We start from the raw sequence: 22460 nt of genomic DNA, 5'->3' as shown, positions 1-22460 counted from the left end.
GTCATCTGCCGACGGCGCCGGCGGCCTGCTCGCGGAGGATGTCGGCGTGGCCCGCGTGCCGGGCGGTCTCCTCGATCATGTGCACCAGCACCCAGCGCAGCGAGCGCACCACGTTCGCCGCGCCGGCCGGGCGGGCGCACGGCCGGCGCAGGTCGTCGCAGGCCTCGACGAGCGCGTTGGACCGGGCGACGGCGGCACGGTAGGCGGCGATCAGGTCATCGGCGCTGTCGTCGCCGCCGAGTTCCATGCCGAGGTCCACCGGCCCGATGTCCTCGCCCGCGAAGGACCGGACGAACCAGTACCGCTCCGCCGCGGTCAGGTGCTTGACGAGGCCGAGGATGCTGGTGCCCGAAGGCACCCCGGGAGTGCGCGCCTGCTGCTCCGTCAGCCCCCGCGCCTTCGCGATCACCGCTTCCCGCAGGTAGTCCAGGAACGCGAGCAGCGTCGGCCGCTCCTCGGCGTCGGTGGTCGGCGGTGCGGTGTCACGGTGCGGGCTGGTCTGCGTCACCGGGGAAACGTAGCCCGGCGGTGGGGCCGACTGTCCGGCGAACGCTGATCATGGCCGGAACCCGACGGGGCCGGGTGGCGGCCCGTGCGGGTGAGCGTGCCGGATTCGGTTGACCTCAACATTGCTTGAGGTTCTAGGTTTCTCATGTCGCCGGTCACGCACGGCGATCCCGTGACGACCCGACGGCTCGGAGGCCACGAATGGACATGGAAGTCACCGCCTGGCATGCGCTGCACAGCACGATGACCGCCCAGCAGGGGCGGCGCCGCTTCTCCCGCGCCACCCTGCGCCGCATCACGGCGTTCGCCCGCCCGCACCGCCGCCGGCTGCTGTGGTTCCTCGTCCTCAGCTCGCTGACCGCGCTGCTCGCGGTGGCCACCCCGCTGCTCGCGGGCCGGGTGGTGGACGCGATCGTGAGCGGCGATCCGCCGGACGTGGTCGTCGGCCTGTCCGGGCTGATCGCCGTCATCGCGGTCGCGGAGGCGGGGCTGGGGCTGCTGACCCGCTGGCTGTCGGCGGGCATCGGGGAGGGGCTGATCCTCGATCTGCGGACGACGGTGTACGACCACGTCCAGCGGATGCCCCTCGCGTTCTTCACCCGCACCCGCACCGGCGCGCTGGTCAGCCGGCTGAACAACGATGTGATCGGCGCCCAGCGGGCGTTCAGCGACACCCTGTCCGGCGTCGTCAGCAACATCGTGACGCTGCTGCTCACCCTCGTGGTGATGCTCGGGCTGTCCTGGCAGATCACCCTGATCGCGCTGGTGCTGCTGCCGGTGTTCGTACTGCCCGCCCGCCGCGTCGGCCGCCGGCTGGCGGACCTGCGCCGGGAGGGCGCCGACCACAACGCGGCGATGGGCACCCAGATGACCGAGCGGTTCTCCGCGCCCGGCGCCACCCTCGTCAAGCTGATGGGACGGCCCGCCCGCGAGTCGGCCGAATTCGCCACCCGGGCCCGCCGGGTGCGCGACATCGGGGTCCGCTCGGCGATGGTCCAGACGTACTTCGTCACCGCGCTCACCCTGGTCTCCGCCCTGGCGCTGGCCGTCGTCTACGGACTGGGCGGCTTCCTGGCCCTGCACGGACGGCTGGAGCCCGGCGCGATCGTCTCGCTCGCCCTGCTGCTGACCCGGCTCTACGCCCCGCTGACCGCGCTGTCCGGCGCCCATATCGAGGTGATGAGCGCGCTGGTCAGCTTCGAGCGGGTCTTCGAGGTGCTCGACCTCGAACCGCTGATCACCGAGAAGCCGGACGCCCGCGCGGTGCCCGAGGGGCCGGTGTCGGTGGAGTTCGACTCCGTCCGCTTCGGCTACCCCGCGGCCGACAAGGTCTCGCTGGCCTCCCTGGAGGAGGTCGCCGCCCTCGACACCCGCGGCGGCGAGGAGGTCCTGCATGGCATCTCCTTCCGCGCCGAGCCGGGCCAGATGGTCGCCCTGGTCGGCTCCTCGGGGGCCGGCAAGTCCACCGTGGCGCAGCTGCTGCCGCGGCTGTACGACGCCGACTCCGGGGCGGTCCGGCTGGCCGGGGTGGACGTGCGCGATCTGACGGCCGCCTCGCTGCGCGAGGTCCTGGGCATGGTCACCCAGGACGGGCATCTCTTCCATGACTCGATCCGCGAGAACCTGCTGCTGGCCCGGCCGGAGGCGGCGGAGGCCGAGCTGTGGGACGCGCTGCGCCGGGCCCGGCTGGCGGAGCTGATCGACCGGCTGCCCGACGGCCTGGACACCGTCGTCGGCGAGCGCGGCTACCGGCTCTCCGGCGGCGAACGGCAGCGGCTGACCATCGCCCGGCTGCTGCTCGCCCACCCCCGGGTGGTGATCCTCGACGAGGCGACCGCCCATCTGGACAACACCTCCGAGGCGGCCGTCCAGGAGGCGCTCACCGAGGCGCTGGAGGGCCGCACCGCCCTGGTCATCGCGCACCGGCTGTCGACCGTACGGGCCGCGGACGTGATCCTCGTCGTCGAGGACGGGCGGATCGTCGAGCGCGGTACGCACGAGGCGCTGCTGGCGGACGGCGGGCGGTACGCGGAGCTGTACCGGACCCAGTTCACCGACGCGCCGGAGCACCCGGAGGCCGGGCCTGCCACCGGGGAGGAAGCCGGCCGCCCGGACGCGGGGCAGGATCCGCTGGCGGCGCTGGCGAACTGACGCCCCGCCGGTAGCGGACACGCCCTGGGCCCCTGCCTCTTGGCGGGGGCCCGCGCCATGCCGAAAACTGTGGCGATGACGCAGCGCGCGGAACACTCCACGATCATGGACCGGCTGGCCCTCGACGATCTGATCACCGGCTACGCCCGTGCGGTGGACGACGGGGACTGGCCCGGCTATCTGGCCCTGTTCACCCCGGACGGGCGGGCCGACTACCGCTCGGCGGGCGGCATCGAGGGCGGCGCCGAGGACATCGCGGCCTGGCTCGCCCAGATGCTGGGGCAGTTCGCGATGCGCCAGCATCTGATCGTCAACCGCCGGGTCGGCCTCGCCCGGCCGGACGGCACACCCGCCGACACCGCCACGGTCCGGGCCGACTACCTCAACCCGATGCGGGTCGCCGGTCCTGTCTCGGAGACCGACGACGAGGAGGCAGTCTCCCCCAATTACACCTGCGGCGGGCGCTACGACTTCGCCGCCCGCCGCACCCCCGACGGCTGGCGGCTGACCGGGGTCGTGGTCCACGAGAAGTGGCGCCGGGCGGAGCTGCCCGGCGACTGACCGCCCCCGGCCCCTGCCGGCCCGCAATCGGCCGTTGCGGCGACACCCCCTTTCCTTGATCCGCCGACCCGCGCACACTGGCCGTCCGAGAGCCGGACACCGGGACGAGGGAGGCGGCATGGGCACACCGTTCGGCCACCGGGCGCGGTGGCTCGGCTCCCCCTGGACGCGGGGGCCGGCCGCCGCCCTGGCCGGCGCGGTACCGGCCCTCACGTTTCCCGCGCCGTCGTGGTGGTGGCTGTCGTATGTCGCCCTGGTCCCCTGGCTGCTGCTGGTCCGGTCGGCGCCGAGCTACCAGCGGGCGGCGCTGGACGGCTGGCTGGGCGGCGCCGGGTTCATGCTCGCCGTCCACCACTGGCTGCTGCCGAGCCTGCACGTCTTCATCCTGGTGCTCGCCCTGCTGCTGGGGGCGCTGTGGGCGCCGTGGGGGCTGCTGGTGCGTGCGCTGCTGGGCGAGGCGTCCCCCGGCCCGCGGGAGGCGGCGGGCGGCGCGGGGCGGCGGGCGACGGGCGGGCGGTTCGCCGCCGCGCTGGTGCTGGTGCCGTCGGGCTGGCTGATGGTCGAACTGGTCCGCTCCTGGGAGTACTTGGGCGGCCCCTGGGGGCTGCTGGGCGCCGGCCAGTGGCAGGTGCCGCCCGCGCTGCGGCTGGCGTCGATCGGCGGGGTGTGGCTGCTGAGTCTGCTGATCGTGGCGGTGAACACCGCGGTGGCGGAGCTGCTGGCCCGCCCCGCGGCCTGGCGGCCCGCCGTCTCGGGGCTGCTGGTGTGCGCGCTAGCGATCACCGCGGCATGGTTCCGGGCGCCCGTCCCCCGCCCTGCGGGCACGGTGCGGTTCGCGGTCGTCCAGCCCGGCCCGACGGGCACCCCCTCGGCGCGGCTGGCCCGCAGCGAGGCGCTCACCCGGTCGCTGGCGGGCCGCGGGGTGCGCCTGGTCGTCTGGGGCGAGAGCAGCCTCTACCAGGACCCGGCGGACCGTCCGGCGCTCGCCGCCCGCCTCGCCGCCCTCTCCCGGGAGACCGGGGCGGACCTGCTGGTCAACGCCGACTCGCCGCGCGCCGGGCGGGCCGGGATCTACAAGAGCGCCGTCATGATCGGCCCGCACGGGCCGACCGGGGAGCGCTACGCCAAGATGCGGCTGGTGCCCTTCGGCGAGTACATACCCTTCCGGTCCGTGCTGGGCTGGGCGACCCACGTGGGCAAGGCGGCCACCACCGACCGGCTGCGGGGCGCCCGTCAGGTCGTGATGCCGGTCGCCACCGCGGGCGGGCTGCGCGTCGGGCCGCTGGTGTGCTTCGAGACCGCGTTCCCCGACATGAGCCGGCATCTGGCGCGCGACGGTGCGCGGGTGCTGGTCGCACAGTCCTCGACCTCGACCTTCCAGGACAGCTGGGCGCCCGCGCAGCACGCCTCGCTGGCCGCGCTGCGCGCCGCGGAGACCTGGCGGCCGATGGTGCACGCCACGCTCACCGGCATCAGCGCGGCGTACGGCCCGCGCGGCGAGCAGATCGGCGAGCGGCTGGGCACCGACCGCAGCGCGGCGGCCGTCTACGACCTGCCGCTGGCCGAGGGCACCAGCCCGTACACCCGGTTCGGTGACTGGGCCGTCTACGGGGCGATCGGCGCGCTGCTGCTCGCCGGCGGGTACGCGGGGCTGCGGGCGCTCAGCAGGCGGCCTGCGTCAGGGCGTCGGTGATCACCCGTTCGCACAGTTCGTGGGTGCGCAGCGCGTCCCGGGCGGACGGCTGCCGGCCGGCCCGCACCTCGTCCAGGAACGCCAGGACGATCTGCTCGATGCCGCGCTGGCGGGCCACCGGCACCCAGTCGCCGCGGCGCCGGATGCTCGGCTGCCCCTTGTGGTCGATGACCTCGGAGAGGTTGACGACCTGCCGCCGGGTGTCCTGTCCGGAGACGTCGAGGACTTCCTCGGCCGAGCCGCTGAGGCGGTTCATGGTGCCCACGGCGGTGAAGCCGTCGCCGGACAGCTGGAGCACCACGTGCTGCATCAGCCCGTCCCGGATCCGGGTGCGCACATCGATGTGGTCGACCTCGCCGGGGACGAGGAACCGCAGGGTGTCGACGACATGGATGAAGTCGTCCAGCACCAGCGTGCGCGGGTCCTCGGGCAGGCCGATGCGGTTCTTCTGCATCAGGATCAGATCGCGGGCGTGCTCGCGGCACTGGGCGTAGGCGGGCGCGAAGCGGCGGTTGAAGCCGACGGTCAGGCCCACGCCGCGGTCCTCGGCGAGCGCGACGAGGCGCTGGGAGTCGGCGAACTCGTAGGCGAGCGGCTTGTCGACATAGGTCGGCACGCCGGCTTCGAGCAACCGGGTCACCAGCTCGGGGTGCGCGGCGGTGGCGGCGTGCACGAAGGCCGCGTCCAGGCCGGTGGCGAGCAGTGCGTCGAGGTCGGTGTGGAGCTGCGCGGGAGGCAGCCGGAGGGTATCGCCGACGCGTTGGAGGGTGGCCGGGGTGCGGGTGTACAGATGCAGTTGGAGGCCCGGTTGTGTGCCCAGGACGGGGAGGTACGCCTTCTGGGCGATGTCGCCGAGTCCGATGCAGCCGACCTTCACTCGTGCTCCCTGGGTTGTGCCGCGTTGCTGGTGCCTGGCGTGCCGGAAGCATACGTGCCGGTCTTCGGCCACCGGGCGGCGCTCCCGTGGAGGTCACGCGGTGCCCGATCGGGCCTACCGCGGGTGGCCGGCCGCGCGGTCGATCCGCAGCTGGAGCCGGTCGATGGCGTCCCGGAGGCCCTGGCGGTACTCGCCGTCGGCGAGGGCGTTGACCGACGCCCTGGCCCGCCGCAGCTGGGCGCGGGCATCGGCCGGACGGTCCAGAGCGGCGTAGTCGGCGGCGATGTTGAGATGGAGCGAGGGGAAGAACGCCCGGAGCGCGACGAGGGGGTGGCGGGGCCCGGGGCCGTCGGCGATCCTCGGCTCGGCGGACGCGGCGGCGGTGCAGCCGGGCCGTTCGGTGACGAAGCCCTCGGCGGCCTCCAGGGCCCGGAGGTCCCAGTCGAGTTCGTCCCGGGGGTCGTCCTGGGTGTCGGCCATGTAGTGGGCGAGGGTGCAGCGGTGGAAGGCGTCCCCCTGCGGCCCGATCTCGTGCCACAGGGCCGTGAGGCGGTTGCGTGCCTCTTCCCGATCGCCGGCGCGGTGCAGCATGATCGCCTGGCCGATCCGGGTCAGCACCCCGTCCTCGGACGTCGCCTCCCGCCGCTTCTCCATCACCGCGCACTCCCGGATCGGTTCACCACCGCCATGTCGTTGCCTCGACGCTAACCGCCGGGCGCGACCCGCGCGCGGTGTGCGCGACGCGCCCGGGCGGCGGGCCGGGGCGGCGGGCGCCGCCCGACGGCCGGTGCCGGTGCCTCGGCCCCGGCCGGGCGGCGGTGGCTCAGCCCAGGTCGGGGATCCGCCAGTCGATCGGGGCATGGCCCTGGGCGGCGACGGCCGCGTTGATCTGGGTGAAGGGGCGGGAGCCGAAGAACTTCTTCGCCGACAGCGGGGAGGGGTGCGCGCCCTGCACCACGGCATGCCGCTCCTCGTCGATCAGCGGCAGCTTCTTCTTGGCGTAGTTGCCCCACAGCACGAAGACCGCGGGATCGGGCCGGGCGGCCACGGCGCGGATGACCGCGTCGGTGATCTTCTCCCAGCCCTTGCCCTTGTGGGAGTTCGCCTCGCCCTCGCGGACCGTGAGGACGGCGTTCAGCAGCAGCACGCCCTGCTGGGCCCAGGGCATCAGATAGCCGTTGTCCGGGACCGGGTGGCCCAGCTCCTCCCGCATCTCCTTGTAGATGTTCCGCAGCGACGGCGGGGTCTTGACGCCGGGCTGCACCGAGAAGCACAGACCGTGGCCCTGGCCCGCGCCGTGGTAGGGGTCCTGGCCCAGGATGAGCACCTTCACCTGGTCGAACGGGGTCGCCTCCAGCGCCGCGAAGACCTGCTCGCGGGGCGGGTAGACCGGGCCGCTCGCCCGCTCCTGCTCGACGAAGTCGGCAAGCTCCTTGACATAGGGCTTCTCCCACTCCTCGCCGAGGACCTCGCGCCAGGATGCGGGCAGCATGTCGGTCTCCACGTCAACAACCTCCGGTGTGCGGTGCGTTCTCACTCACAGAACCTACCGGCGGCCACTGACAACGCGGGCCCCGGCCCGGACCGCTCACCGCTCCCCCGCCGGCGGCCGGGCGTTCCCGGTCCGGCACCGTGGGACGCCCCCGCGCCGGCAGACGCGCCCGCCATCGTCCCATGCCCCCGGCCGGCCCGCCGACGCATGTGGTGCCGGCCCCCCGCCGGGGCCGGCACCACGGATGCGTCCCAGAGCGCACACCGACCGGGGCATGCCCTCCCCGGCCCCGCCCCGGTGCCGTCAGACCCCGGCGTTGAGGAACAGCCCGCCGTCGACGACCAGGTTCTGGCCGGTGATCCAGCCGGCGGCGTCGGACAGCAGGAAGGCCGCGGCCCCGCCGATGTCCTCCGGGACGCCCAGCCGCGCCATGGGGTAGCCGGCCGCCGCCTCCTCCTCGCGGTTCTCGTACAGCGCGGCGGCGAACTTGGTCTTGATCACCGCGGGCGCGATGGAGTTGACCCGCACGCCCGGCGCGAACTCGTGGGCGAGCTGGATGGTGAGGTTCACCATCGCGGCCTTGCTGATCCCGTACGCCCCGATGAAGGGCGAGGGGGCGAGGCCGGCGATCGAGGCGATGTTGACGATCGCGCCGCCGTTGTCCTTCTGCCAGGCGTGCCAGGTGCGCTGGGCGAAGCCGAGCGCCGAGACGACATTGGTCTCGAACACCTTGCGGGCGACGCCCAGATCGAGGTCGGCGATGGGGCCGAACACCGGGTTGGTCCCGGCGTTGTTGACGAGGTAGTCGACGCGCCCGAAGGTCTCCATGGCGCGCTCGACGGCCACCGCCTGGTGGGACTCGTCGTGCGCCTTGCCGGCGACGCAGAGCACCCGGTCGGCGCCCAGCTTCTCGGCGGCCTCCTTGAGGGTGTCCTCGTTGCGGCCGGTGATGACGACCCGGTCGCCGCGGGCGACCAGGGCCTCGGCGATGCCGTAGCCGATGCCGCGGCTGGCGCCGGTGACCAGCGCCACCTTGCCGGACGGCGCGGGCGGGCCGCTGTGCTGCTCGGTCATGTCCAGAACTCCTGAAGTCGGTGGGGCGGTCAGTTGAGCGGGCCGCCGGCGACGTACATGACCTGGCCGGAGACGAAGCCGGCCGCCTCACCGGTGAAGAAGGCGATGGCGTTGGCGATGTCCTCGGGGCGGCCGACCCGCTGCACCGGGATCTGCGTGGCGGCCGCGGCCTGGAACTCCTCGAAGCCCATGCCGACGCGCTCGGCCGTGGCGGCGGTCATGTCGGTGACGATGAAGCCGGGGGCGACGGCGTTGGCGGTGACCCCGAACTTGCCGAGCTCGATGGCGAGGGTCTTGGTGAAGCCCTGGAGGCCGGCCTTCGCCGCCGAGTAGTTGACCTGGCCGCGGTTGCCGAGCGCCGAGCTGGAGGAGAGGTTGACGATCCGGCCGAACTTCGCGTCCACCATGTGCTTCTGACAGGCGCGGGACATCAGGAACGCGCCGCGCAGATGCACGTTCATGACCGTGTCCCAGTCGGTCTCGCTCATCTTGAACAGCAGGTTGTCGCGCAGCACACCGGCGTTGTTGACGAGGACCGTCGGCGCGCCCAGCTCGGCGGCGACCCGGGCGACCGCCGCCTCGACCTGCTCCGCGTCGGAGACATCGCAGCCGATCGCGACGGCCTTGCCGCCGGCCTCGGTGATCTTCTTGACGGTGTCCTTGCAGGCCGCCTCGTCGAGGTCGAGTACGGCGACGGCACGGCCCTCGGCGGCCAGGCGCACGGCGGTGGCCGCGCCGATGCCGCGGGCCGCGCCCGTCACGATGGCGACGCGCTGCTCGGTGGTGGACATGCGGGTTCTCCTCACCCTAGAAACCTCGACAAGCGGCCCGCCCCACCGATCCCTGGGTGAGCAACCGCTTAGTAGCCTGAGCAGGGCTGACGCTAGAAGCCCGGCAGGGCGCTGTCAACGCCCCACCACCGCGCCGTGGCCACCGCACCGCGCGGCAACCCGCACAGCCGCCACCGCACCGCCGGCCGTACCCCGTGTCCCGGTTGCGGGACCCGGCTGCGGGCGCGGCCGGGCGGTCTGCTGGAGTGTGCGCATGAGCATTTTCGTCCGCGCGCGCTTCGATGTCCGAGACCAACGACACGCCGAATTCGAGGAATTGGCCGTGGCCCTGCGCGACCAGGCGCAGGAGGAGCCCGGCACCCCGACCTACCGCTGGTTCTCGGCCGGGGCCGGGAGTTACCTGGTGCTGGAGGAGTACACCGACACGGCGGCGGCCATGGTGCACCAGGAGCGTGCGGCGGACCTGCTGGCCCGCGTGGCGCAGTGCGCGGAGCTGGTCCACGCGGAGCTGTACGGGGACATCGGTCCCGAGCTGCGCGAATGGGTCCGTGCGCACCCGCAGGCGTCCGTGTTCGCGGACTTCCCCGCGCACGACGCCGAAGGCTGAGCCGCACCGCCCGGGGCGGTCCCGCTCAGCGGCCGGTGAGCGGGACCGTGGCCTCGATGGCGAATCCGCCGCCCGGCAGGCCCCCGGACGTGAAGCTGCCGCCGAGGGCGCCGACGCGTTCGCCCAGCCCGACCAGCCCGCGGCCGCCGCTGGGCAGTGCCGTGCCGGACGGGCCCTGCGGGGCGTCGTTCTCGACCCGCACCCGCACCGTGTCGGTGCCGTGGCGCACCTCGACGCGGACCGGCGCCCCGGAGGCGTGCTTGCAGGCGTTGGTCAGGCCCTCCTGGACGAGGCGGTACAGGGCCGCGCCGAGGTCGGCGTCCAGGTCGCGGGGGGTGCCGGTGATGTCGAGGTCGATGCGGGCGCCGGTGCTGCGGGACTCCTCGACCAGGGTGGTGACGTCGTCGAGCGCCGGCTGCGACGGTGCCGCGTCCTGCTCGCCGGGCTGGTCCATCCGCAGCACGTTCAGCACATCGCGCAGTTCGTTCAGCGCCTGGCGGCCCATCTGGCCGATGAGCGCGCCGGTCTTCCGGGCCACCTCGTTGTCGCCGCCGGCCCCGGCCTCCAGGGCGCCCGCGTGCACCACCATCAGGCTCACCCGGTGCGAGACCACGTCGTGCATCTCGCGGGCGATCCGGGCGCGCTCCTGCATCCGGGCCTGCGCCTCCTTGAGGTGCTGCTCGCGCTCCAGGCGCTCCGCCCGCTCCCGCAGGTTCACCAGCAGACTCTGCTTGGCGCCCCGGTACATGCCGAGCAGCACGGGGGCCACGACCATGGAGACCAGCAGGAACATCGCCAGAAGGAACACCATCGACGCGTCCGCGAGGAACGACCAGGCGAGGAGCACGGCCGCGGCCGCCCCGGAGATCACCAGCAGCTGGCGGCGGGAGCGCCCGTACTTGGCCACCGTGTACAGACCGACCGGCAGGGCGCTGAGGGGCGGCAGGACCAGCGGCAGCAGCACGATGGACGCCACGGCGACGGCCGCGGGGTAGCGGCGACGCAGGACGACGGTCAGGCCGCCCAGGACCGCGAGGGCGGCGACCACCGGCGCCGGGAGCCCCAGCGGGTTGCCCCCGACGGCGCTGACGAGGATGACCGCCGGGTTGACCAGGGGAAACAGCACCACCAGCGACACGTCGAACAGCATCGCCCGCCGGGTCTCCCACCAGCCCGGGTGCCGGCCCAGCGGGCGGAGCCCGGCGAGCACGGGCAGCACGACGGCGGCCAGCGCCACCACGAGCAGCAGCACCCCCTGGTACGAGGCGGAGAGTCCGTGACGAGGGGCGAGGCGGTGCAGGTGCACCAGGGCGACGGCGAGGACGGTGGCCAGCCCGAGGGACGCGGCCACCACCACGGTGCGGATCCGCCGGACCGGACCGGCATGGCGGGCGAGTGAGTAGTAGGCGACGGAGAGCGTCAGCACGGACCCCGTGCCCAGCAGCAGTCCGCCGGTCACGGCGGCGGCGACCGCGACCGGGAAGCGGCGCCGGAACAGCAGCAGCATCGCCACCGCGGCCGTCAGCCAGCCGGACAGGGACGGCGACAGCGGGCTGTAGATCTCACCCGGCGCGAAGGCCGTCCGGATCTCGGGGTCCGCCAGGGCACAGCCCAGCGCGAGCACCACGTCGACCACCACGGCGAACCACGGCCGCCTCCGGAACAGCGTCCGCACCCGGCTCCGCAGGTCGTCCCGTGCGGAGGCCGCCGCCGAATGCACGGAATGGTCGGGCGACTTCTCCGTGCTTTCGGTGGACGGTGCGGAGCTTTGTTCAAGGGTCATGGGAAAAACCAGACGGACGGCGGAAGTGTCCGCAGATTCTAGGGCAGTTCCGTCCGGTCCGGCAGTCGGACTTTTCCATGGCGCGATGTGACACGGTAATGACTTTGCGTTATCGCACACGGGTCTGCGGCATTACCGCCGCTCCTCGCCATTTCGCTGCGGAGGCATCGGACAGGCAGCGGAGAGGCAGCGGAGAGACCGCCGCGAGGGCCGCCGCGGTGGAGGGCCGCGAGAATCCCTGTCCCCGGCATCTCATTCGTCCCGGACATCGAGAATCCGGGCTCGCCGATGCAACGAGTCGGCGCACTTCATTTCCCGTAGGACGCTTTTTGGATTCAGCGGGTTCCCGATGCCGGATTCCTGTGCGGACTATCCGCCGCACAAGGACATCCTCGCGTATCTGCGAACGTTCGCCGAGGCGTGCGGGCTGACCGAGCGGGGGAGTTGAGGGGCGAGTTCCGGCACACGGTCAGCTATCGCTGCGCGGACGAATCGAAGGGCCGGCGAGTGCTGATCGTCGGCGCCGGAAACTCCGGGTGCGATATCGCCTGTGACGCGGCGCGGAGCGCCGACCACGCGGTCATCGACATGCGCCGCGGCTACGACGGCGGCGAGGGGGAGGAGCCGGGGGCCGGGCGGGGTCTTCCCCCCGCGTCGTCGATATGCCTAGTTTCCCCTCGGAGATCGTCATGCCCGGACGGCACCGGCCGGGTTCCCGCACCCTCTGGAGGACAGCACCGTGGACAGCAGCGCCCGGAACCCCGGACAGACCGCGAACTCCGCAGCGTTCCCGCGCCAGTTCGCGCGCACCCGCCGCTTCTCCCTCGGCGTGCCCCGGCAGTTCACCGTCTCCGCCGACGGCTCCCGGGTCCTGTTCGTCCGCACCGGCTCGGGCACCGACCCCGTGGGGCGGCTGTGGCAGGAGGAGGACGGCAAGGAGCGGCTGCTGGCCGACCCCGCGCTCCTGGTGGGGAACGGCTGCGGGGAGGTCCCCGAGGAGGAGCGGCTGCGCCGGGAGCGCGCCCGGGAGCGTGCAGCGGGCGTGGTGTCCTACGCGGCGGACGGCGCGGCCCGCCTGGTGGCGTTCGCGCTGTCCGGAGCGCTGTGGGTGGTGCGCACCGACGGCGGCGCGCCGTTCTCCGTCCCCGCGGCGGGGCCGGTGGTCGACCCCCGCCCCTCCCCCGACGGCCGGCACGTCGCCTATGTGAGCCGCCGCTGCCTGCACGTCGTCGATCTGGCCGGCACCGACCGGCAGTTGGCCCGCGCCGAGGGCCCGGAGATCTCCTACGGGCTCGCCGAATACGTCGCCGCGGAGTCCATGCACCGGATGCGCGGCCACTGGTGGGCGCCGGACAGCAGCCGCCTCCTGGTGGCCAGGGTCGACACCGGCCCCGTGGAACGCCGCTACCTCTCCGACCCGGCCGACCCCACCAAGCCGCCGCGGGCCATTCCCTACCCGTCGGCGGGCACCCCCAACGCGGACGTGACCGTGCAGCTGCTCTCCCTGGACGGCGGGCGGACCGAGGTCCGGTGGGACCGCGCGGCCCACGAGTACCTCGTCGACGCCGGCTGGGACGCGCACGGACCGTTCCTCGCCGTCCAGAGCCGCGACCAGCGCGTCCTGCGCACGCTCGCGGTCGATCCGGCGACCGGGGCCACCGAGGTGCTGCACGAGCGGACCGACCCCGCCTGGGTGGAGCTCGTCCCCGGCACCCCCGCCCGTACCGCGTCGGGCGCCCTGGTGCTCCCCGAGGACGACGGCGACACCCGGTATCTGACCGTCGGCGGCCGGCGGGTCACCCCCGGGGGGATGCAGCTGTGCGAGGTCCTGGGGGTCGAGGGCGAGCAGGTGCTGTTCACGGCGAGCGAGGACCCGCTGGAGACCCATGTGTGGCGCCATGAACCGGGCCGCGGCATCCGGCGGCTGAGCCGGGGGCCGGGCAGATTCACCGGGGTGGGGCGGGGCGGCACGGTCGTCGTGTCCGGGTGGACGCCACGCGGCGACGAGGCGCGCGTCCTGCGGGCCGAGCCGGCGGACGGTGCCGGGCCGGACCAGGACACGCCGTACCGGGTCGTCCCCTCGCTCGCCGAGGAGCCGGCGGTCACCCCGCGGCCCCGCCATCTCGTCCTCGGCGCACGGCAGTTGCGCGGCGCGCTGTACCTGCCGTCCTGGCACGAGGAGGGCGCGGGGAAGCTGCCGGTACTGCTCGACCCGTACGGCGGGCCGGGAGTGCAGCAGGTGGGGCGCGCCCTGGAATGGCCCTCCTGTGTGTCGCAGTGGTTCGCCGAGCAGGGGTTCGCGGTGCTGGTCGTCGACGGCCGCGGCACCCCCAACCGGGGCCCCGCCTGGGAGAAGACCATCCACGGCGACCAGCTGACGCCTGCCCTGGAGGACCAGGCCGACGGGCTGCGGGCGGCCGCGGAGCAGTGCGGCGACCTGGACCTGGCGCGGGTGGGGATCCGCGGCTGGTCGTTCGGCGGGTTCCTGGCCGCGGGCGCGGTGCTGCACCGCCCCGAGGTCTTCCATGCGGCGGTGGCCGGTGCGCCGCCCACCGACATGCGGCTGTACGACACCCACTGGAAGGAGCGGTTCCTGGGCCACCCCGAGGAGCGGCCGGAGAACTACGCGCGCTGCTCCCTGATCGGCCACGGCCATCTGCTGAGCCGCCCGCTGCTGCTGGTCCACGGGCTCGCGGACGACAATGTGGCGGCCGCGCACACCCTGCGCTTCTCGGCGGAGCTGCTCGCCGCGGGCCGGCCGCACAGCGTGCTGCCGCTGCCCGGCGCCACCCATCTGCCCGCCGACGACGCGGTCAACGAGCAGCTGCTGCTCTTCCAGCGGGACTTCCTGCGGGAGGCGCTGGAGCGGCGCGCCCAGGAGGCCGAGGGGGACTGAGCCGCGTCCCCCGAACGGCCCTCGGCCGTTCGTGCCACCGCCGCCGCCCCCGTTGCACGCCGCCGTGCGCTTCGCCGTTTCCTGCCGTCTTTCGTACCTCCGCGAAAGGAACATGAGCGTGTTGAACACCCCGGGCCGCCGCTCCGTATGGACCCTGTGCAACGCCCATGGAGCAGAGCGCGCACCGAAGGCACCACCATGAACCGGAGGCACACCATGGCTCGACAGGCAGCGTCGGAGCGGACCGACACCCGAGAGGCGACGGACACGACGGCGGCGACGGCTGCGACGGAAGAGACCGGCACGGCACCGGCGGAGCGCGGGGCGGGGCGGCGGGCCGTGGTCGCGGCGGTCGGCGCGGCCGGGCTGACGGCGGCGCTCGCGGCCTGCGGCGGCAGCACGACGGACTCGGGCAGCGGCGACTCGAACGACGCGGCCGGCGAGCAGTCGGCCTCCGGGTCGAGCGGCGGGGGCAGCGGCAGCGGCGGGGCCGGCGGCACCGCGCTCGGCAAGACGTCAGAGATCCCCAAGGGCGGCGGCAAGATCTTCAAGGCCGAGAAAGTGGTCGTCACCCAGCCCCAGGACGGCGAGATCAAGGCGTTCTCCGCGATCTGCACACACGCCGGCTGCATCGTCGGCGAGGTCTCCGGCGGCACCATCAACTGCATGTGCCACGGCAGCAAGTTCGACATCAACGACGGCAGCGTGAAGAAGGGCCCCGCCACCAAGGCACTGGCACCCGCCAAGGTGGACGTCAAGGGCGGCTCGGTCACCCTCGGCTGACGGCGCGGCCACCCAGCCGCCCGCCGGGGCCGCGCCTCCGGCGGGCGGGTGTCCGCGGCCGTCGCACCCCCCTAGGATCCAACGGTGACGCAGGATCCAACCCTGACGCAGAGCGCGACTCTGGCCGGGGCCTTCGACGAGCTGGCCGGCGGCTACGACCACGGGCACCACGAGGACATCGCGCGGGCCCTGATCGCGTGGGTGTCCCCTGGCGAGGCCGACGCGGTCGCCGACGTGGCGTGCGGTGCGGGAGCCGTCGCCCGGCACCTCGCGCGCGGCCGGCCCGGCACCGCCCCGCCCGTCCTGGCCGTCGACCTGTCCCCCGGGATGATCGAGGTGGGCCGGGCCCGCGCCGCGGGGCTGACGCAGGAGACGGCGATCGACTGGCGGATCGCCGACGCGGTCCCGCTGCCGGTCGCCGACCACTCCCTCGATGTCGTGTTCTGCGCGTCCTCGCTGCACTTCCTGGGGCGCCGGGCGCTGGCCGACTGGCGGCGCGCCCTGCGTCCGGGCGGCCGGGTGGGCTTCACGCTGCCCCTGGCCACGCACTTCCGGCCGTCCGCACGCTTCTCGGGGCACCTCGCCGCCGACGTGCCGCTGCCGCACACCGCGCAGGAGGCCAGCCGCTGGGCGACGGCGTGCGGATTCACCGGGGCCGCTTCCCGCGTCCAGGTCCTCGGTACGCGGCGCGTGGTGCTGACCTCGGCGAGCCGGGACGGCCGGTAGTCGCGTACGTCCACGGGCGGCCGCCGTCCGCTCAGGGGGCCCGGCGGAAGGTCGCGAGGCGGCGCCGGGGGCGGGCCGGGCGGTCCAGATAGCTCGTCCGGCCGGCGTCCCGGGAGCGCCGCAGCGGATCCCGCACCGCCCGCACCAACAGTCCGGCCGGGGTGACCACCGCGAAGTACAGCACCACCGGGCCCAGCCGCCGCAGCCGCTCAGTCCATCGGTATCGCGGCACGCCAGTCGCCCTCCTCCCGCCACTCGGGCTGGTCCCGCTTGTCCAGCAGGAAGTCGCCGAGGACCAGCAGATCGATCCGGGTGCGCATGAAGCAGGCGTACGCCTCCGCGGCATCGCGCACGATCGGCTCGCCGCGGACGTTGAACGAGGTGTTCACCAGCACCGGGCAGCCCGTGCGGTCCCCGAAGGCGGTGAGCAGCGCGTGGAACCGCGGGTGGTCCGCGGCGGACACGGTCTGCACGCGGGCCGAGCCGTCGACATGGGTGACCGCCGGGATCGTCGAGCGCGGCACCCGCAGCAGATCCGGGCCCGTCACCCCGTCCGCCACGGCCCCGCACTCCCGCCGCTGTGCCGCGGCGACCTGCGCGGTCAGCAGCATGTACGGGCTCTCCTGCGCCAGGTCGAACCAGTCCTTGGCGTCCTCGGCGCGCACCGCGGGCGCGAACGGGCGGAAGGACTCGCGGAACTTCGTCTTGAGGTTGAGGGTCGACTGCATGGCGGGGTCGCGCGGATCCGCGAGGATCGAGCGGTTGCCCAGCGCCCGCGGTCCGAACTCCATCCGTCCCTGGAACCAGCCCACTACCCGCCCCCGCGCCAGCTCCGCCGCGACCCGCTCCACCAAGTCCCGCTCCGGCAGCCGCACGGCGGGGTAGCCGCCACGGGTCAGGAACTCCGCGGTCGCCCGGTCCGAGCAGGCGGGGCCGAGCAGCGCGCCCGCCATCGCGTCCGTGCCGCGCTCCAGATGGGGGCGGGGTGCTCCCCGGCGGTGCGACTCGGCCAGCGCCGCGCCGAGCGCCCCGCCCGCGTCGCCGGCCGCCGGCTGCACCCACAGCTCGTCGCAGACCCCGTCGGCCAGGATCCGGCCGTTGGCCACGCAGTTGAGCGCCACCCCGCCGGCCAGGCACAGCCGCCGCTCCCCGGTGCGTCGCAGCACGGTCCGGGCCAGCCGCAGCATCACCTCCTCGGTCACCTGCTGCACGGAGGCCGCGAGGTCGAACTCCCGCTCGGTGAGCGGGCCTTCCGGCGTCCGGCGCGGCCCGTCGAACAGCTCCTCGAAGGCCCGGCCGACCATGGTCTGCCCGTACTGGAAGGTGAAGTGCCGCAGATCCAGGCGGAACGAGCCGTCCGGCTTGATGTCGATCAGCCGCTCCCGGATGAGCGGCGCGTAGCGCGGCGTCCCGTAGGGCGCCAGGCCCATCAGCTTGTACTCGCCGGAGTCGACCTTGAAGCCGCAGAAGTACGTGAACGCCGAGTAGAGCATGCCGAGCGAGTGCGGGAAGCGCAGTTCCGCGAGCGGCACCAGCTCGGTGCCCCGGCCGTGCCACAGCGTCGTCGTCGCCCACTCCCCCACACCGTCGACGCACAGCACCGCGGCCGACGGGTACGGGCTCGGGAAGAACGCCGACGCGGCGTGCGAGGCGTGGTGGCGGTGCGCGACCACCGGGGGCAGCGGCTGTCCGGGGGCCAGGGCGCGCAGCCGGTCGCGGACGTCGTCCAGGGCCCGCCGCTTCCAGCCGGCCCACTGCGGGAACGCCCGGCGGAACACCGGCAGGCCGTGCGGGGCGGTGGCCAGCCAGGTCGCCAGCACGCGGCGGAACTTCAGGGCAGGGTCCTCGTAGAAGGCCACAGCCGCCAGCTCGTCCAGGCGCAGCCCGGCCTCGCGCAGGCAGCAGGCGACGGCGCGCGCGGGGAAGCCGGGGTCGTGGCGGCGCCGGGTGAACCGCTCCTCCTGCGCCGCCGCGAGCGGGGTGCCGCCGGCCACCACGGCGGCCGCGCTGTCGTGGTAGTAGGCCGAGATGCCCAGGACCGGGCGGTCCGGCCCGCCGGGGCTCCGGCGGCCGTCGCGCGCACCGCCCCCGCCGGCCCCGCTGTCCGACCTCGCCATGTCAGAACAGGGGGTAGACGGAGGCGTCGTCCTCGGGCTGCGGCCGCAGCGGGGACGGCTGCGCGGGCGGGTCGGCGGGCCGGTCCGCCGGGGCGTCGGGGGCGGGCCGCGGGCGGCCCCCGCGCCGCAGCCAGGAGGCGAGGCGGCCGACCGCCGACGCGGGCTCGGCGTTGCTGTCGTCGGGCACGGCGGGGCTCCTCACGCCAGGTCCAGGCGGTCCGCCAGCTGCCGGGCCACCAGGTCGTATCCCAGATCCGTGCAGTGCACACGGTCGATGAACAGCCAGTCCGCCGGCTTCGCGGCCTCGGCCAGCGCCACGTTCAGGTCCAGGAACGGCACATCGAGTGCGGCGCATCCGGCGGCCAGCCGGTCCGCGTAGGCGCGGCCCACCGCCATGGTCGAGATGTCGTGGTGGAACCGGCGGAAGTTGGACACCTCGTCCAGCTCCTCGAAGAGCTGCTGCTCGCGGGGCAGCGGCTCCTCGCGCACCCAGGGCGCCAGCGGCTGGAGCGCGAAGGACAGCCGGGCGCCCAGGCCGTCCGCCAGCAGCTTCCAGGCGCCCAGATGGCGGATCGTCAGCTCGGTGGCGTGCGCGACCCGCCGGTCCGGCGGCGGTACGACGTCGGGGGCGGGCCCGCAGTCGAAGAAGGCGCCATGCCGGCCCTGCTTCTCCTCGGGCAGCCGGCTGAGCACCAGATTGTTGACCCCGGAGAGCAGCACGATGTCCTCGACCGGCGGGAGTTCGTGCTGGAAGAGGGTGAACAGCAGGAGTTCCTGGGCCGAGTTGTGGCTCTGCCCGGAGATGTTCAGCCAGGGCAGCCGGGGCGCGTGGGCGTTCCACAGCCGCGCGGGGATGGTGGCCGCGTCACCGGTGGCGCCCACGCCGAAGACCGCGGAGCTGCCGGCGAGCACCCGCACCGGGCCGTCGGGGCGGTCGTCGCCGACCGTGGCCCGGAGCCCGCCGGGGCCCGGGGTGACCCGGAAGCCGTGCCGGTCGGTGGTGTGGACGGGGCTCTTCTCGTTGCCGTACTGGAAGTACCCCAGGTAGGGCTGGTCCTCCAGGACGAAGGTGTAGTGCTCCATGTGCGGGGTGAACTCGGCGCGGGGTGAGGTCATCGCGAAGGGGCTCCCGTCGGTGCGCGGTGCGTGGCGGTGATGCCGTGATCGGTGCCCGGCCGCCCCGCCCGTGCGCGGTGGGTGCGCCGGGCAGGGCGGGTGCGGGGTGGGCCGCCCGCGCTCAGCGGGCCGGGGTCGGGGGCGGCGGTTCGGGCAGGGAGCCGGGGCGGTCCTCGCGGATCAGGTCGGCGTTGATGGCCATGCCCGCCAGGCCTCCGCTGGCGGCGGCCATCGCGGCCTGCTGCATGTTCCGGCCGAGGTCGCCGGCCACGTAGAGCCGGGGCAGGCTGGTGCGGCCGCGGTCGTCGGTCTGCACGGACTCCAGGTCCGGCGCCTGGAGCCAGGGCCGCAGCGGGTCCACCCGGGGCTCCATGTCCAGGTGCAGGAAGAGCGCCCCGTAGCTCTCGGACCGGCCGTCCTCGAAGACGACCTCGACGCCCTCGGGGTGCGGCTTCACCTCGCTGACCCCGTCGGCGACGACGGGCACCCCGGCCGCGGTGAGCCGGTCCTGCTCGTCGCCCGGCAGCTCGCGCCGGTCGGTGAGGTAGCTGATGCGGTCGGACCACACCGTGAGGGTCGCGGCCAGGCACTCGCTCGCCACCACCCCTCCGTACACGGCGAAGCTGCGGTCGCGCACCTCCCAGGCGTGGCAGTACGGGCATTCCAGGACAGTGGTGCCCCACAGGTCCGCCAGGCCCGGGACCGGCGGCAGCACCGAGCGCACCCCGGCCGCGTAGAGCAGGGTGCGGGCCCGGACGGTGCCGGACTCCTTGGTGGTGACCACCACGTGGTCGCCGTCGGGCTCCGCCGAGAGCACCTCGTCGTCCCGGAACGTCACGTCGTACGCGGCGAGCTGGGCGCGGGAGCGCTCCCGGAAGTCCGCGATGTCCGCGCCGTCGTTGGTGAGGACGTTGTGCATGACGCCGGCCGCCATGTTGCGGGCGTCGCCCGAGTCGACGAGCAGCACCCGGCGCCGTGAACGGCCCAGGTACAGCGCCCCGTTGAGGCCGGCCGGGCCGCCTCCGACGATCACCGTGTCATAGAGCTGTGTAGCCAATGGTCACCCCTTGTCGAGAAGGTCGGTGTGCGCAGGCGGATCGGAGGGCGGCGGTGGCGCGGAGGGCGCCGGGAGCGCGCCAGGGGGCGCGGCGGGGGCCTCGCGCACGGGCGCGAGCAGCAGCAGCGCGCCCACGGCCAGGACGCTGCCGCACACCACGAACACGGCGGGCACGGACAGGGCCTCGGCGAGCAGTCCGCCGAGCGTCGCGCCGACCGGCATCGTGCCCCACGCGCACAGCCGGGACACGCTCATCACCCGGCCCTGGAGGTCCTCCGGCGTGAGCCGCTGGCGCAGCGACATCACGGGGATGTTCCAGCCCATCATGAACACGCCGTTGGCGGCGAGCGCCAGCGCGGCCAGTACCGGGTGGCGGCCCAGGCCCAGCGCGGCGTACGCGGCTCCGGACGCGACCAGGGACCACCGGGCCAGCCGTACGGTGGGCAGCCGGTCGGCGGCCCGGGGCGCCAGCCAGCTGCCGGCGAAGGCGCCCAGCGACCCGACGGCGAGCAGCAGTCCGTACCCGGTCGCGCTCAGCCCCAGCGTGCCCTCGCTCAGCAGCACCAGCATCGAGAAGGTCGCCGAGAACACCAGGCCGTACAGAGCGCTCGCGGCGAGCGTGAGCCGCAGGGTGCGGTGGCCGAGGACGAAGCCGAGCCCGTCGCGGATGTCGCGCAGCACCCCGCCGCGCGCCCGGTCCGGTGCCGCCTCGCGGGTGGTGCGGGCGAGCGGGGCGAGGCCGAGGAGCAGCAGCGCGGCCAGCGCGTACAGCACCCCGCCGGTGGCCAGCGCCGCGGCGGCGGTCAGGCCCACGAGCAGGCCCGCGACGGGCGGCCCGGCGGTCTCGTTGAGCACGATCTGCGCCGCCATCAGCCGCCCGTTGGCGCGCTCCAGGTGCCGCTCGTCGACCAGCCGCGGCAGCATCGCGGGCGCCGCGGTGTCGGCGAGGGTCTCGGCGATGCCCAGCAGGAACGCCAGCGCGTACAGCAGGCCCAGCGGGCGGTTGCCGGTGAGCACCAGGGCCGCGCCGAGCAGCGCGGCGCCGCGGACCAGGTTGCTGCCCAGCACGATCCGGCGCCGGTCCACCCGGTCCACGAGGACGCCGGCGGGCAGCGCGAACAGCAGCCAGGGCAGCATGTTGACGGTGGTCAGCCCGGCGACCACCGCCGGGTCGGGGTGGTGCGCGACCACCAGCAGCGGCAGCAGCGTGCGGGTGATGCCGTCGCCCGCGTTGGAGGCGGCCGTCGAGGCCCACAGCCAGCGGAACGGGCGGCCCAGGTCCGCCCGGACGGCCGGGCGGGCCCCGGAGGGGGCGGTGCTAGCCAACAATGCTCCCCTCGTGCCATGCGCGCAGGCCCAGCAGGCGCTCGCCCAGCGGGGTCAGCGTCGCCGGTCCGTACAGCTCGGCCTCGTCCTTGCGCACCCCGCCCTGCGGCGGATGCGGCGGGATCCGGTCCCGCCAGAACCGCACCCGGGCCTCGCACAGACCGGCGTCGTCCTCCCAGGCGGGCGCCATGGTCAGGTACTGGGCCATGCGCACCCGGGCCTCGGAGACGTTGGGGTGCACCCCGTGCGGCAGCAGGCTGTTGAAGATGATGAGGTCGCCGGGCGCGACGCTCGGCGTGGTGATCCGGTAGCCGGTGATGTCCGGGGTGAACGGGTCGCGGTCGGCCGGTTGGCCGCTCACCCACTTCTCCCAGTCGGTGAAGATCTCCGGCACGCACTGGAAGCCGCCGATCTCCTCGTCGCCGTGGGTCAGCGAGAGCACCGCCTGGCAGCTCACCTGCAGCGGGTCGGCGGAGGTGTCCACGTCCCAGTGGATGAACCCGTCGAAGGCGCGCGGCCCCCGGTTGGGCGGGTTGACGTTGGCGAAGTCAATGGTGACCCACAGGTCGGGGCGGTCCCAGATGTCGGCGAAGGCGCCGTGGACCCGCGGGGTCTGCCGGACGTCCCACTGGGCCTGGTGGTTGTACATCTCGACCAGGCCGCTGTGGCCCGGCAGCCGGTCGTTGCCGGTGTGCGGCGTGGCCCAGGTCGAGGGGTCCTCGGGGTGCATGTCGAGGAAGGAGTACAGGCCCTCGGTGAGGGCGGTGACCGTCTCCGGCGCCACCGCCTGACGGACGATCACATAGCCTTGGGTGATCCACTGCTGCCGGTCCGCGGGGGACAGGACGCGCAGTGGTTCCGTCTTGTGGATGTCTCGCAGTGGAATGGCGGCCACGGGCACTC

The 22460-nt window shown here is 74.2% G+C and carries 21 protein-coding genes and 1 pseudogene; 8 read left to right on the top strand and 14 right to left on the bottom strand.

Going from position 1 to position 22460, the window contains the following annotated elements:
• Position 1 precedes the first annotated feature (1 nt).
• Positions 2 to 508 carry a DinB family protein gene (locus IEY78_RS21910; protein WP_189100847.1) on the bottom strand — a complete coding sequence of 169 codons (507 nt, stop codon included), beginning with the start codon at positions 506 to 508 and terminating at the stop codon, positions 2 to 4.
• Positions 509 to 708: 200 nt separating this feature from the next.
• Here IEY78_RS21910 and IEY78_RS21905 point away from each other — a divergent pair, with 200 nt between their 5' ends.
• The 3 genes from IEY78_RS21905 (at position 709) to lnt (ending at position 4912) form a co-directional block, all read left to right on the top strand.
• Positions 709 to 2658 carry an ABC transporter ATP-binding protein gene (locus IEY78_RS21905; protein ID WP_189100845.1) on the top strand — a complete coding sequence of 650 codons (1950 nt, stop codon included), beginning with the start codon at positions 709 to 711 and terminating at the stop codon, positions 2656 to 2658.
• Between the two features lie 75 nt (positions 2659 to 2733).
• Positions 2734 to 3219: a nuclear transport factor 2 family protein gene (locus IEY78_RS21900; protein ID WP_189100843.1), complete on the top strand. Its 486-nt coding sequence runs from the start codon at positions 2734 to 2736 to the stop codon at positions 3217 to 3219.
• A gap of 118 nt (positions 3220 to 3337) precedes the next feature.
• Positions 3338 to 4912, top strand: coding sequence for an apolipoprotein N-acyltransferase (gene lnt / locus IEY78_RS21895; RefSeq protein WP_189100841.1), 1575 nt, complete (start codon positions 3338 to 3340; stop codon positions 4910 to 4912).
• On the opposite strand, the gene IEY78_RS21890 is transcribed toward lnt, so the two are convergent.
• From IEY78_RS21890 to fabG, 5 genes are all read right to left on the bottom strand, one after another.
• Positions 4881 to 5789 (bottom strand): Gfo/Idh/MocA family protein, encoded by a 909-nt coding sequence (locus IEY78_RS21890; RefSeq protein WP_189100839.1) that lies wholly within the window; start codon positions 5787 to 5789, stop codon positions 4881 to 4883. The genes lnt and IEY78_RS21890 overlap by 32 nt on opposite strands.
• A gap of 114 nt (positions 5790 to 5903) precedes the next feature.
• A complete protein-coding gene (locus IEY78_RS21885; RefSeq protein WP_189100837.1) occupies positions 5904 to 6443 on the bottom strand; it encodes a hypothetical protein in 540 nt (179 codons plus the stop codon).
• 169 nt (positions 6444 to 6612) lie between these two features.
• Positions 6613 to 7281, bottom strand: a complete 669-nt coding sequence (locus IEY78_RS21880) for a uracil-DNA glycosylase (RefSeq protein WP_189100835.1) — start codon at positions 7279 to 7281, stop codon at positions 6613 to 6615.
• Between the two features lie 303 nt (positions 7282 to 7584).
• Positions 7585 to 8355 carry an SDR family oxidoreductase gene (locus tag IEY78_RS21875; protein ID WP_189100833.1) on the bottom strand — a complete coding sequence of 257 codons (771 nt, stop codon included), beginning with the start codon at positions 8353 to 8355 and terminating at the stop codon, positions 7585 to 7587.
• Positions 8356 to 8384: 29 nt separating this feature from the next.
• Positions 8385 to 9146 (bottom strand): 3-oxoacyl-ACP reductase FabG, encoded by a 762-nt coding sequence (gene fabG / locus IEY78_RS21870; RefSeq protein ID WP_189100831.1) that lies wholly within the window; start codon positions 9144 to 9146, stop codon positions 8385 to 8387.
• A 253-nt stretch (positions 9147 to 9399) separates the two neighbouring features.
• Between fabG and IEY78_RS21865 the strand changes: the two genes are divergently transcribed.
• Complete coding sequence (locus IEY78_RS21865) at positions 9400 to 9753, top strand: putative quinol monooxygenase (RefSeq protein ID WP_189100830.1); 354 nt, start codon at positions 9400 to 9402, stop codon at positions 9751 to 9753.
• Positions 9754 to 9778: 25 nt separating this feature from the next.
• On the opposite strand, the gene IEY78_RS21860 is transcribed toward IEY78_RS21865, so the two are convergent.
• Entirely contained in the window at positions 9779 to 11536 is a 1758-nt protein-coding gene (locus IEY78_RS21860) for a sensor histidine kinase (protein ID WP_229700108.1), read from the bottom strand.
• 111 nt (positions 11537 to 11647) lie between these two features.
• Between IEY78_RS21860 and IEY78_RS21855 the strand changes: the two are divergent.
• From IEY78_RS21855 to IEY78_RS21840, 4 genes and pseudogenes are all read left to right on the top strand, one after another.
• Positions 11648 to 12139 (top strand): annotated as a pseudogene (locus IEY78_RS21855) (hypothetical protein); the annotation flags it as partial.
• A gap of 136 nt (positions 12140 to 12275) precedes the next feature.
• A complete protein-coding gene (locus tag IEY78_RS21850; RefSeq protein ID WP_189100829.1) occupies positions 12276 to 14432 on the top strand; it encodes a prolyl oligopeptidase family serine peptidase in 2157 nt (718 codons plus the stop codon).
• 216 nt (positions 14433 to 14648) lie between these two features.
• A complete protein-coding gene (locus tag IEY78_RS21845; RefSeq protein WP_189100828.1) occupies positions 14649 to 15215 on the top strand; it encodes a Rieske (2Fe-2S) protein in 567 nt (188 codons plus the stop codon).
• Positions 15216 to 15299: 84 nt separating this feature from the next.
• Positions 15300 to 15941 (top strand): class I SAM-dependent methyltransferase, encoded by a 642-nt coding sequence (locus IEY78_RS21840; protein ID WP_229700107.1) that lies wholly within the window; start codon positions 15300 to 15302, stop codon positions 15939 to 15941.
• 31 nt (positions 15942 to 15972) lie between these two features.
• Here the strand turns inward: IEY78_RS21840 and IEY78_RS21835 are convergent, their stop codons facing one another.
• From IEY78_RS21835 to IEY78_RS21805, 7 genes are all read right to left on the bottom strand, one after another.
• On the bottom strand, positions 15973 to 16173 hold the full coding sequence (locus IEY78_RS21835) for a hypothetical protein (protein ID WP_189100827.1): 201 nt from the start codon (positions 16171 to 16173) through the stop codon (positions 15973 to 15975).
• Complete coding sequence (locus IEY78_RS21830) at positions 16151 to 18058, bottom strand: carbamoyltransferase family protein (RefSeq protein WP_229700106.1); 1908 nt, start codon at positions 18056 to 18058, stop codon at positions 16151 to 16153. Before IEY78_RS21830 ends, IEY78_RS21835 begins: the two co-directional genes overlap by 23 nt.
• Position 18059: 1 nt before the next feature.
• The gene (locus tag IEY78_RS21825) at positions 18060 to 18245 is read right to left on the bottom strand and encodes a hypothetical protein (protein WP_189100826.1); all 186 of its coding nucleotides are present in this window, start codon (positions 18243 to 18245) and stop codon (positions 18060 to 18062) included.
• 11 nt (positions 18246 to 18256) lie between these two features.
• Positions 18257 to 19174, bottom strand: coding sequence for an SGNH/GDSL hydrolase family protein (locus IEY78_RS21820; RefSeq protein WP_229700105.1), 918 nt, complete (start codon positions 19172 to 19174; stop codon positions 18257 to 18259).
• Between the two features lie 121 nt (positions 19175 to 19295).
• Positions 19296 to 20231, bottom strand: a complete 936-nt coding sequence (locus IEY78_RS21815) for an NAD(P)/FAD-dependent oxidoreductase (RefSeq protein ID WP_189100825.1) — start codon at positions 20229 to 20231, stop codon at positions 19296 to 19298.
• Between the two features lie 3 nt (positions 20232 to 20234).
• Positions 20235 to 21557, bottom strand: coding sequence for an MFS transporter (locus tag IEY78_RS21810; RefSeq protein ID WP_189100824.1), 1323 nt, complete (start codon positions 21555 to 21557; stop codon positions 20235 to 20237).
• Positions 21550 to 22452 carry a phytanoyl-CoA dioxygenase family protein gene (locus IEY78_RS21805; protein WP_189100822.1) on the bottom strand — a complete coding sequence of 301 codons (903 nt, stop codon included), beginning with the start codon at positions 22450 to 22452 and terminating at the stop codon, positions 21550 to 21552. The genes IEY78_RS21810 and IEY78_RS21805 overlap by 8 nt, the downstream gene beginning before the upstream one ends.
• Positions 22453 to 22460 lie beyond the last annotated feature (8 nt).

The organism is Streptomyces kronopolitis (genome assembly GCF_014646275.1).
GTDB lineage: Bacteria > Actinomycetota > Actinomycetes > Streptomycetales > Streptomycetaceae > Streptomyces > Streptomyces kronopolitis.
The sequence above is the reverse complement of the archived record's forward strand: the minus strand, read 5'-3'. Positions and strand labels throughout refer to the sequence as shown.